General features: G+C 49.8%; 14 protein-coding genes. 8 read left to right on the top strand and 6 right to left on the bottom strand.

Translation table 11 applies throughout. The annotated features are described in order from the left end of the window. Positions 1-815: 3-deoxy-D-manno-octulosonic acid transferase (locus tag ACRC27_RS02585; RefSeq protein ID WP_438639126.1), on the top strand; the 815-nt coding region annotated here is incomplete at its 5' end. 46 nt (positions 816-861) lie between these two features. Here the strand turns inward: ACRC27_RS02585 and ACRC27_RS02580 are convergent. Then, entirely contained in the window at positions 862-1,599 is a 738-nt protein-coding gene (locus ACRC27_RS02580; RefSeq protein WP_438639125.1) for a 3-deoxy-D-manno-octulosonic acid kinase, read from the bottom strand. A gap of 132 nt (positions 1,600-1,731) precedes the next feature. On the opposite strand from ACRC27_RS02580, the gene ACRC27_RS02575 reads away from it, so the two are divergent. After that, positions 1,732-2,817, top strand: coding sequence for a glycosyltransferase family 9 protein (locus ACRC27_RS02575; protein ID WP_438631565.1), 1,086 nt, complete (start codon positions 1,732-1,734; stop codon positions 2,815-2,817). Beyond that, positions 2,817-3,599: a glycosyltransferase family 2 protein gene (locus ACRC27_RS02570; RefSeq protein ID WP_438631567.1), complete on the top strand. Its 783-nt coding sequence runs from the start codon at positions 2,817-2,819 to the stop codon at positions 3,597-3,599. Before ACRC27_RS02575 ends, ACRC27_RS02570 begins: the two co-directional genes overlap by 1 nt. On the opposite strand, the gene ACRC27_RS02565 is transcribed toward ACRC27_RS02570, so the two are convergent. Continuing rightward, entirely contained in the window at positions 3,571-4,605 is a 1,035-nt protein-coding gene (locus ACRC27_RS02565; RefSeq protein WP_438639124.1) for a glycosyltransferase family 9 protein, read from the bottom strand. The two genes, ACRC27_RS02570 and ACRC27_RS02565, sit on opposite strands and share 29 nt — an antisense overlap. 145 nt (positions 4,606-4,750) lie before the next feature. Here ACRC27_RS02565 and coaD point away from each other — a divergent pair, with 145 nt between their 5' ends. Next, positions 4,751-5,242, top strand: coding sequence for a pantetheine-phosphate adenylyltransferase (gene coaD / locus ACRC27_RS02560; RefSeq protein ID WP_438631571.1), 492 nt, complete (start codon positions 4,751-4,753; stop codon positions 5,240-5,242). Positions 5,243-5,274: 32 nt separating this feature from the next. Here the strand turns inward: coaD and mutM are convergent, their stop codons facing one another. The 4 genes from mutM to radC form a co-directional block, all read right to left on the bottom strand. After that, positions 5,275-6,123: a bifunctional DNA-formamidopyrimidine glycosylase/DNA-(apurinic or apyrimidinic site) lyase gene (gene mutM, locus ACRC27_RS02555; RefSeq protein ID WP_438639123.1), complete on the bottom strand. Its 849-nt coding sequence runs from the start codon at positions 6,121-6,123 to the stop codon at positions 5,275-5,277. A gap of 127 nt (positions 6,124-6,250) precedes the next feature. Then, a complete protein-coding gene (gene rpmG, locus ACRC27_RS02550) occupies positions 6,251-6,418 on the bottom strand; it encodes a 50S ribosomal protein L33 (RefSeq protein WP_029093261.1) in 168 nt (55 codons plus the stop codon). A gap of 11 nt (positions 6,419-6,429) precedes the next feature. Then, positions 6,430-6,666, bottom strand: coding sequence for a 50S ribosomal protein L28 (rpmB, locus tag ACRC27_RS02545; protein WP_438622675.1), 237 nt, complete (start codon positions 6,664-6,666; stop codon positions 6,430-6,432). A gap of 391 nt (positions 6,667-7,057) precedes the next feature. Further along, entirely contained in the window at positions 7,058-7,732 is a 675-nt protein-coding gene (gene radC, locus ACRC27_RS02540) for a RadC family protein (protein ID WP_438639122.1), read from the bottom strand. A gap of 388 nt (positions 7,733-8,120) precedes the next feature. On the opposite strand from radC, the gene coaBC reads away from it, so the two are divergent. From coaBC to ACRC27_RS02520, 4 genes are all read left to right on the top strand, one after another. Then, positions 8,121-9,383, top strand: coding sequence for a bifunctional phosphopantothenoylcysteine decarboxylase/phosphopantothenate--cysteine ligase CoaBC (gene coaBC / locus ACRC27_RS02535; protein WP_438639121.1), 1,263 nt, complete (start codon positions 8,121-8,123; stop codon positions 9,381-9,383). Continuing rightward, positions 9,367-9,825 (top strand): dUTP diphosphatase, encoded by a 459-nt coding sequence (dut, locus tag ACRC27_RS02530; RefSeq protein WP_438622722.1) that lies wholly within the window; start codon positions 9,367-9,369, stop codon positions 9,823-9,825. Before coaBC ends, dut begins: the two co-directional genes overlap by 17 nt. Positions 9,826-9,953: 128 nt before the next feature. After that, a complete protein-coding gene (gene slmA / locus ACRC27_RS02525) occupies positions 9,954-10,544 on the top strand; it encodes a nucleoid occlusion factor SlmA (RefSeq protein WP_438622672.1) in 591 nt (196 codons plus the stop codon). A 238-nt stretch (positions 10,545-10,782) separates the two neighbouring features. Then, positions 10,783-11,351, top strand: a 569-nt coding sequence (locus ACRC27_RS02520; RefSeq protein ID WP_438639120.1) for an urea transporter, incomplete at its 3' end; no start/stop codon positions are given.

The following is an 11,351-nucleotide window of genomic DNA, read 5'->3' as shown; positions in this document are numbered from 1 at the left end:
TCCTCAATGCACGCCTTTCTGAGCGCTCTTGTCGGCGTTACGGTCGTATCTCGAGCCTATTTAATATACTGAGTTCACCGATATCGCAATTCATCTGCCAGTCTCAAGACGATGCTGCACGTTTTATCCGCCTCGGGGTAGCCACAGATAAGTTGAGCGTAAGCGGGTCAGTCAAGTTTGATTTGACCCTGCCGGAAAATATCACGCCAAACGCCGCCTTATTACGGGCTGAGTTTCCAAAAAATGCACTGATTTGGATAGCAGCCAGTACCCACAAAGGGGAGGATGAACAAGTATTAGATGCCTTTACGCGTATACGCCAAACCATACCAGAAAGCCGTTTAATTCTGGTTCCCCGACATCCTCAACGTTTTGACGATGTTGCAGCACTCTGCCAACAGCGTGGGTGGCTGATTAGCCGCCGTAGCATGCAAGCATCGCCCGACTCTGCAGATATCTATCTGGGAGATACCATGGGAGAGCTGCTGATGCTGCTTGCTGTTGCACAAATTGCCTTTATTGGCGGTAGCTTAGTACCCGTTGGTGGGCACAATCTACTCGAACCGGCAGCGGTAGGTATTCCTAGTATCATTGGGCCGCACTACTTCAACTTTACCGATATTACCCAGCGCCTGTTAGCCTGTGGCGCAACGCAGATTTGCCAAGACTCAGAGAGTCTTGCTACAGCAGTTATTCAGGCATTGCAACAACCAACATTGTGCCAACAACAGGGGCAAGCCGGTCAAAATCTGGTTAGAGTAAACCGGGGGGCGGTCAACAACATGCTAAACACTGTCGAGCGTTACCTGCAATGAGGCCTTGAAAGATTAGCGTGGTAAAACGCTACCGTAAAATACCAAACTAAACAGACATGGCTTTATTCTCAAGGTTATTATCTGAACCTTCATAACCTAACAAGAGTACCTGCCAATCGGCTTCACTCCAGCAGATTTGGCAACGCCGAACCTCTTTATATAGTGAACGCAGTAATCGCTCTAAATTACTGCGTTTCCACTCATCACCAGAGCGCTGCTGGCACTTATCAAAATCAATTAACCAAGCTTGCTGCTCGGCATCTAGCAAAATATTATGGGCGTTCAGATCTGTATGACAAACCCCAGCATCGTGCATTTTCCGGATAACCACTCCCACTCGCAACCACACCTCTGCGGGCAGTGATGCCTTCTTTAGCTCAGCCACCATATCGTGTGAGCCGGCAATTTTCTCAACCAAAATATCGGCACGATAAAACAACCCGCAGCGCTGAACTCGCGCAGCAACAGGACGCGGAACGGGAACACCTTGTTGGCGTAGAAACTGCAATAAATGAAACTCCGCAACACTGCGCGTATTTGCCAAACCGCTAAACCAATAGCGATCTTTTACCCATTTACCCCATAATCCACCGCGATAATAGTGTCTAAGCACCATATCCATGTGCTGGCCAGCCACAAACCATGAGATCCCTCTTCCTTTTGCATAGCCTTGCACTTTACCCTCTTGCTGCCAATATTCAGGATCACAGCAGGTTAACGGCGGTTCAGCCAACCACTGCTCATCAAAAAGAAGGTATTGTTGTTCCTGTTTAAGCTCGGCCATAAAATTCCTGTGACACTCTATTTCTTCACTGTAGACACCACTCACAGACGATATTTTACGCTATCTGCGGTTGTCGAGATAAATGGTTGCCGCGATAATAAGTGATTCATAATGAAATGAGAATGAAAGCCTATGTTTGGCCAGTCATCCGCTACACTGCCTTTTACTTCGCCGCCCCGCTCTTTGTGTATTTTACGTTTGTCAGCCATTGGCGATGTCTGCAATGCCATTGCAACGGTGCAAGCACTACAACGCCAGTGGCCAGAAACCAAGATCACCTGGATTGTAGGTAAAGCTGAAGCAGGGCTGTTGCAGGCCATTAGCGGTGTAGAAATACTGGTATTGGATAAAAAACAGGGCTGGCGTGGCTACCGTGCTCTCTACCGAGCTCTGCACGGGCGAAATTTTGATGCCTTACTGCACATGCAAACCGCATTACGGGCCAGTATTGCCAGCCTTCTGGTGAAGACACCACTGCGTTTAGGGTTTGATGCCATTCGCAGTGCCGACAAACAACACTGGTTTATCAACAACACGGTGCGTTCACCCGATTCTCCCCATGTTCTTGATGGATTTATGCAGTTTGCCGGTACATTGGGCATCACCAACCTAACACCGCACTGGCAGTTCACGCTATCACCTGCCGATATTCAATGGGCAACAGCACAAAAAACATCATCCCCATTGCTGGTTATTGCCCCTGCAAGCAGCAAAATATATAAAAACTGGACAATATCAGGATACACCGCGCTGGCACAACATGCCCTACAACAGGGTTTTTCCGTTATCCTTGCAGGCGGACCGGGCAGTATAGATATTCAACTGGCCAACGCGATTGAACAAGCCATGCCCGCAAACAGCGTGCATAACTTAACGGGGAAAACAACACTGCTGCAGATGCTTGCGCTGTTACAACAAGCTGATATCGTCTGCTCACCTGACAGCGGCCCGGCGCATATGGCCGCCGCTATCGGCACGCCAGTGCTCGGGTTATATGCACACCACAACCCAGCCAGAACCGGCCCCTATGGTTGGCAACATGAAGTGGTTAGCCACTATGCCACCGACATCACGCAACAAACTGGTAAAGCTCTGCATGAATTAGCGTGGCGAACACGGTTAAAAGATCCTGATGCCATGACGCGGTTATCCGCCGAACACGTTATTACTGCCTTTGACCATATGGTCAGCACATACCTTCTATCGAGAAATACATAATGAGCCAGCATGCAACACTGAGTATTATTTTGATTGTGAAAAATGAAGCTGAAAACTTACAGCTTTGTTTGGAAAGTGTACGCGAATTGGCTGATGAAATTATTGTACTCGACAGCGGAAGCCAAGACGGTACTGAGGATGTAGCGCGCCACTTTACCGATAAATTTTATATCAATACCCCGTGGCCAGGATTTGGTCGCCAGCGGCAAATTGCTCAGGCACATGCCACCTGTGACTATGTTTTGTGGTTAGATGCCGATGAGCGCATGACACCGGAACTGCAAGCCAGTATTCAACATGTACTGCAACAACCGATTGCCGAGAATACGTTGTATAAAATTTCGCGTCTTAGCTGGGTGTTTGGGCGCTTTATCCGCCACTGTGGTTGGTATCCTGATCATGTTGTTCGATTCTACCCGCGCACATTAACCACTTACAATGATGCTTTAGTACACGAAAAAGTCATGCTGCCAACTGCCGCAAAAACAGTTATTTTATCTGGTGATTTACTGCATTACACCTACCGAGACCTTGAACACTATTTGGTTAAATCTGCCGGTTATGCAAGCGCTTGGTCAGAGCAACGTCTGCGCGCAGGTAAGCAGGCCAGTATTACCTCTGGTCTGCTACACGGTGTAGGCTGTTTTTTGAAGATGTATCTTTTAAAGGCTGGTTTTCTAGATGGAAAACAGGGTCTGTTGCTCTCACTGCTTTCTGCGCACTCCACATTTGTAAAATACGCAGATTTATGGATTAAAACCCAAGCGAATTCATCCAAGTAATGGTTTTTTGAGCCGCATTACGGGTATCAATCAGCTGCATATTATCTTGTGATGCCTCACCTTCTGGCGGGGAGAAGGCTAAATGCCGTCCGCCAGTATTGAGGGTTTGCCAACGTAATGGCGTTGCAGAACGGCGGCTGGGAAAAAAGCCCACCGTCGGCACATCCAGCGCCCCGGCAATGTGCAGCGGGCCGGTAGAACCGGCAACAAACAAGTCAGCACAAGCCAATATATGCACAAACTGTTGTAAATCGGCATCACTGTCGAGCAACACGACATCACCACCTTCACGCATAATCAGCTGCTCAAGCTCATCGGCAATATCGCGCTCAGTTGGACCGGCAGTCAGTATCCATTGAATTTTATGTGCATTTTGCACTTCAAAGGCAAAGTCGGCATATTGTTGCAAACTTAAATTACGGGCAGATCCGCCACTTCCTGCATGAATAAAACCCCATTTCAACGCTGGATTCAGGCCAAAATGCTGAATTAATTGTTCACGCTGTTTGCTGACTTCCGCTGAAGATAAACGCAAATAAGGCGCGCTCGGTTCAATAATTTCCCGCTGCTGCGAACGTAAGAAATAACGGATAATATCCAAATTATAAGCATATTCAGGTTTTTCAGAGCGTGATCGGCGCTGACGGACACGGTGATTAAAAAATATCTGCGCCCATTTTGTCGCCGGGGCTAAACGGTAGGGAATACCGGCGCGCCACAGCATCCATGCAATACGGCTGGTTGAATACAGGCAAATTGCCGCATCACACTGCGCCGTACGAATAGCCTGCTGCAATACCGCTTGCTGGCTTGAATCAGCATGCTGACCGGGGTCAATCATCACCTGATCAATCCACGGGCACAGGCCCGCTAACGGGGCGGTATAGTGAGGGACAAGAGCAATTATCTGTGCATCTGGGTGTGACGCTTTTAGCATGGCAAAGCTCGGCCAAGCCAGCATAAAATCACCAATTTTGTCATTCCGCACAACCAGAATGCGTTTCATTTTACTCTCTCATCTCAATAAACAGGGTAAGCATGATACAAAAAAGGCTGCCCTGATGCTGCACTCTTTCTACATATTATGATATGAATACCGGATAACCGTTAATGATACTCTACCGTTTTGGTCTTTACAGGTGCCCAATAGCATGGTTCGACGCATACTTTATCCCGGTACATTTGATCCGGTCACACATGGGCATCTTGATTTAATTCGCCGTGCCGCCAGATTATTTGATCGGGTTATTATTGCCGTAGCAGAGAATCCAACCAAAAAAGCACTGTTTGATTTATCTGAGCGTGTTGCACTACTCAAAGAGTGTACCCGTGAGTTCAGTAACGTCGACGTTATCGGTTTTAGCGGCTTATTGGTTGACCTTGCGCATCAACAACAGACGAATATTTTACTGCGTGGTGTTCGCGGCGTGAATGATTTCGATTATGAACAGCAACTTGCCAATGTTAACCGCCGTTTATCCCCACAATTAGAGACATTACTGCTGACCCCAACCGAGCAATGGGCCTGTATCTCTTCTACTATTGTGCGTGAGGTTTCTCTGCACGGGGGCGATGTATCAACCTTTGTACCGGCTCCGGTACTCATGGCATTGCAGCAAAAACACCCCCGTCCATCAACGTAAAACCTATCCTCTGCTGAATAATAGCGTGGTAATTACCCCATCAACGGCTGACAATGCGGGCAGAAAAAACTGTTCCGCTGCCCGATACGTAAGCTCTCAATCGGGGTTGTGCAGCGGTCGCACGGTTCACCGGCACGGCCATACACATGCAGTGTCTGGGCAAAATAACCGGGCTTGCCGTCAGGCTGGGTGAAATCACGTAACGTTGTGCCACCTTGCTCTATTGCGCGGGCTAAGATCTGTTTAATGCTGTCGGTCAACTGTATACACTGAGTCTCAGTCAGCGCTCCAGCCGGTGTTAGCGGGTGAATCGCGCACTGAAACAGCACTTCATTGGCATAAATATTGCCGACCCCGACAACAAATTTATTCTCCATCAGCCATGCTTTAATCGCCGTTTTGCGTTGCTGGCTGCGGGTATAAAAATAGTCAGCATTAAATGCGTCGGTCAGCGGCTCGGGGCCGAGCTGGGCCAGTAACGGGTGCGTCTCTGCCGAGGAGTGCCACAACCAGCAACCAAAACGGCGCGGATCGTTATACCGCAATATTTTGCCATTGTTCATCTGCATATCAATATGATCGTGCAAGGTGACAGGCACACTAGCATCCACAATCCGCAGGCTGCCTGACATGCCTAAATGAATGAGCAGTGTGCCGGTCTGGTGCGCATCAGCGGTATTCTCTTTATCGACCACATCAATCAGCAGGTATTTTGCCCGCCGTCTGACGGCGCGGACCTCCACATTATGCAGGGCAATGATCTCCTGCGGGATAGGCCAGCGCAATGCCGGGCGGCGTACCGTCATGTGGGTAATGGTTGCGCCAAGTAAGTAAGGTTCTATCCCCCGACGGCTTGTTTCAACTTCTGGAAGCTCTGGCATGATATCCACCCGACAAAAAATGTGCCGTCATCTTAGCAAACAATCGGCAAGTTAAGACCTAAACGCCGTGCATAAAAAAACCCAGCCAAGAGGCTGGGTTTTTAACAAGTTTACGCAGAAAGGAAAATTATTTAATTTTCGCTTCTTTGTACAGCACGTGCTGGCGAACAACTGGATCGAATTTCTTCAGTTCCAATTTTTCAGGCTTAGTGCGCTTGTTTTTAGTGGTTGTGTAGTAGTGACCAGTGCCAGCAGAAGAAACCAGCTTGATCTTTTCACGAATACCTTTAGCCATGAGTCAGCTCCTTACACCTTCTCACCGCGGGCACGAAGTTCAGAAAGAACAACTTCGATACCCTTCTTGTCGATGATTCGCATACCCTTAGTTGAAACACGCAGGGATACGAAACGTTTCTCACCTTCTACCCAGAAGCGATGAGTGTGCAGGTTCGGCAGGAAGCGACGACGGGTCGCATTCATCGCATGAGAGCGGTTATTACCGACTGCCGGACGCTTGCCAGTTACTTGGCATACTCGGGACATGTCAATTCTCCAAAAATCAAATCAGCTCGAGCGTCGTTAGGTTAAGGCTACCTCGTCAGGTAACACGCCTTACCCGTGATTCTCAAAGGTCGGGGATTGTACAAGATATCTGGCGATTGCTCAAGAGGCAGTCACCTCTAGGATCAATAAAGGATCTTAAATCGCAGGGGCTAGATAACTCGACAAATATCTAAAACCACCAACGGTGCTCCCACATTGCGGATAAATCCAGGCACTTGGCACTAAAGACATAACAGCATGTGGAGTTGCGTTACTGGGGCTGGCCGTAAGGATACAGCTTTCACGCCGCAAGTTAAATTTAAAAACCACCAATTGCGCTAAATATGTGCAATTTTTAGTATCCCAAGGTGGAAATCTGCTCGCTTTAGGTTTAAATCCACCCGCGTTCGGCAAAAGAGACGGTTTCACCTATCCCAACCACAATATGATCAAGCACCCGAATATCCACCAATCCGCACGCTTGCTGAATATTTTGGGTGATACTGCGGTCGGCACGGCTGGGTTCTGCAACACCCGAAGGGTGGTTGTGCGATAAAATCAGCGCGGCGGCATTACAAGCCAACGCGGTTTTAATAATTTCACGTGGGTGTACGGTGGCGCTGTTAAATGTGCCGGCAAACATCTCTTCTTGTTTGATAACCCGATGCTGGTTATCCAAAAACAGCACTAAAAAAATCTCTCTTTCGCGCGCACTCAGGCAGGTCTGCAAATAGGCTTTGGTTGCGTCAGCACTGGTAAGCGCACTTTCGCGCTGTAAACGCTCGGCCAGATAACGGCGCGACATCTCAACACTGGCCTGCAATTGCACGTATTTAGCGTCGCCCAGACCGTGATGCTGACAAAATTCATGCTGGTTGGCAGCCAGCAGTGCCCGCAGAGAGCCAAACTCCGCCAGCAGGCGCTGCGCCAGTTCTATAGCATTACAGCCTTTAATGCCGGTGCGTAAAAATATCGCCAGTAACTCGGCATCACTTAGCCTCTGAGCGCCCTGTTGCAGTAGTTTTTCACGCGGCCGTTCGGCGGCGGGCAGTGCTTTTATCGACATATAAGGCGGCGCTCCTTGCCATGCTCTGTATCCCGAAAATGGGTTATGCTTTGTATCCCGCACAAAGAAATTTTGTGATTTTTTATTGGGAAAGATAAAAAAGAGCGGTAAAAAACAGTTGTAGAAGAAGTTACTGCCAGCGGCGATCACCGTGCCTTTTTGCTGCGAAACAGACCGCAACTTGATGATTCCCCCGCCACAATGCGTGCAGGCACAAGGTCAGTATTGGTCGGTTGATATAGCCTTATACGCTCTACGCAAAAAACCTGAACCGCAGGTATGCCCACGCCAACCGCACAGGCTGGCGCGATTGTGAAGGTAAAAAGCATAAAAAGAGTGTGATAAAGTGTGCCCTATCTGTATTTCTGCTGAAGAGCCGATTTCCTAAATGAATGAATTAGCCGGTAAAAAAATCCTGCTGGGTATTAGTGGCGGGATAGCGGCCTATAAGTGTGTTGAGCTGGTGCGCCGCCTGCGTGAACAGGGGGCGGAGGTCAGGGTAGTGATGACGGCAGCAGCAAAAGCCTTTATTACGCCGCTGACGCTGCAAGCCGTATCGGGCCACCCGGTGGCCGATGATTTGCTTGATCCGGCCGCTGAGTCATCAATGGGCCATATTCAGCTGGCAAAATGGGCTGATTTGGTGCTGCTTGCACCCGCAACGGCCGATCTGCTGGCACGCATTACCGCGGGCATGGGCAATGATTTACTGACGACATTATGCTTGGCAACGTCGGCACCGGTGGCCGCAGCACCGGCCATGAATCAGCAAATGTATCAGGCGGCCATTACGCAAGAAAATTTACAGCGGCTACAGCAACGCGGCTATTTGCTGTGGGGGCCTGCCGACGGAGCTCAAGCCTGTGGGGATGTGGGGCCAGGGCGAATGCTTGAACCTGCCGAGTTGTGTGAAAAAACCACGCAATTTTTTAGGGAAGCAAAAACAGCTTGTGCAGGACAAGATATGCAGGGGCTACGGGTATTAATTACCGCAGGCCCTACACGGGAAGCGCTTGATCCTGTGCGGTTTATTAGCAACCACAGTTCAGGGAAGATGGGCTACGCGATTGCACAAGCTGCCGCCGAGCGCGGTGCACAGGTCACTCTGGTGAGCGGGCCAGTAGCACTATCAGCGCCGAATAATGTGACCTGTGTGGCGGTAGAAACGGCGCTGCAAATGCAGGCCGCCGTTATGCAGCGCACAACTGATCACGATATTTTCATTGCCTGTGCAGCCGTAGCGGATTACCGCGCGGCAGAAATTGCGCCAGAAAAAATCAAAAAAACAGCTGACGGTACAGATCATGCGATAATGCTGCACTTGGTAAAAAATCCGGACATTGTGGCCGGTGTAGCAGCACTCACCGTTGATCGGCCTTTTGTGGTCGGATTTGCAGCAGAAACCCAAGATGTGGAAAAATATGCCCGCGATAAACTGGTGCGGAAAAATCTGGATCTGATCTGCGCCAATAATGTTTCATCGCCAGAACAGGGCTTTAATGCCGATCAGAATGCGTTGCATCTGTATTGGCCGCACGGAGATAAAGCACTTCCGTGCTGCAATAAGGCGCTGTTGGGGCAACAGCTGATCGATGAAATCCTCTCACTCTACTCATATAAGCAAGCGGCACTCTCTGATGAAAAAAATTGACCTGAAAATTCTCGACCCTCGTATCGGCCAGCAATTCCCGCTGCCAACCTATGCAACCGACGGGTCGGCTGGCCTTGATCTGCGTGCCTGTTTGGATACACCTATCACGCTGGAAGCGGGGCAAACGGTACTGGTGCCAACGGGTCTGGCGATCCACATTGCGGATGCATCGCTGGCGGCGGTGATCTTGCCGCGCTCAGGGCTAGGGCACAAGCACGGTGTGGTGCTGGGCAACTTGGTCGGGCTGATTGATTCTGATTATCAGGGTGAGCTGAAAGTCTCGGTCTGGAACCGTGGCCACGAAACGTTTGTGATTGAGCCGGGCGAGCGCATGGCACAAATGGTGTTTGTGCCTGTCGTGCAGGCGGCGTTTAATCTGGTGACTGAATTTGATCAGAGCGAGCGTGGCGAAGGCGGTTTTGGTCATACTGGGCGTAAATAAGACTCAACAGCCTCAAAATCGTGTCTTTCGGTGGGCGTTTGCACGCCTGCCGACTGCGTACAACGTTGGCGCGTTGATGTTAACTGCGGCTGCAACGCAGTTTTTAGCCTTATAGGGAATCGTACGTAATGGCAGGAAATAATAAGAAAAACCGTCGGGAAGAGATCCTACAGGCGCTGGCACAGATGCTGGAGTCGAGCGAAGGGTCTCAGCGGATCACCACCGCGCGTTTAGCCACCACGGTCGGCGTATCAGAAGCGGCGCTATACCGCCACTTTCCGAGCAAAGCCAAAATGTTCGAGGGGCTGATTGAGTTTATTGAAGACAGCCTGATGTCACGGATTAACCTGATTTTAACCGATGAAAAAGATACGCTGCTGCGTCTGCGTTTAATCATTCAGTTGCTGCTGGGTTTTGCAGAAAAAAACCCCGGCCTGACCCGTATTCTGACCGGCCATGCGCTGATGTTTGAACAAGACCGCCTGCAAAGCCGTATCAATCAATTGTTTGAGCGTATCGAAGCGCAACTGCGACAGGTTATGCGTGAACGTAAACTGCGTGAAGGCAAGGGTTTCAGCCACGATGAGAGCCTCTTAGCGGTGCAACTGCTGGCATTTTGTGAAGGGCTGATGCTGCGCTTTGTACGCTCTGAATTCCGTAATCTGCCTACAACAGATTTTGATGTACGCTGGCAACTGCTGACTGCAGAGCTGTTTTAACATCACCGCACGATACCGCACCCGATCGGCCACCCCCTGTGGCCTGATTCCGGTGGGCCTGCCGCTTGTCGCATTTGCTTACTGCCAGCCATGTTACGAAACACTTTGTGCTTCGCCAGCGGGCACAAAACCATCAATAATCTGACTGCGGGTCTACCGCATGCCGAACCTATCGGCATGACGGCTGTGTACTTCCCTGAATACAGCCTCTTTCCCTTTATTGTGTTGATTGATCATCATGCCAAAACCGATCGTTTCTGCAGCCCTGCGCGGCGCGGGCCAAGTTTTTTTTTGTGATAACCCCCTGACTGGCAGCTTTTTTCTACTGGCCATTTTTTATGCTGCCGCCAGCAGCGGACAAGCCTACACCGCTGTCGGCGCGGTGGTCGGGTTACTGATTGCCACATTTGCCGCCAAAGTATTGCGTTTAAAAATAGCCGATATTGATCAGGGTCTGCACGGGTTTAACGGTATTTTAGTCGGGATCACAGTGACCACCTTTTTTATTCCCTCGGCACTGATGTGGGTATTGCTGATTTTAGGCGCAATACTCTGCCCGATTGTGGAGTGTGCGATAGCGGAGTCTATGACGCGCAGTTGGGGAGTGCCGGGTTCAACTGCACCTTTTGTACTGATTAGCTGGATGCTGTTGCTGGCAGGCTATAATTTATCGGGCGTACATTTGCATGTGCTTGATGCTGCAATTGTACCCAGTTCGCACTCGGCGGTCAGTCTGTGGATGCTACTTCAGGCCAGTATTCGTAATATTGCGCAGGTATTTTTACTAAACAACACTACCAGTGGGCT

The organism is Plesiomonas sp. (genome assembly GCF_051650925.1).
Classification (GTDB): Bacteria; Pseudomonadota; Gammaproteobacteria; order Enterobacterales; family CAMTGL01; genus Plesiomonas.
This window is presented reverse-complemented; position numbering and strand designations above follow the sequence as displayed.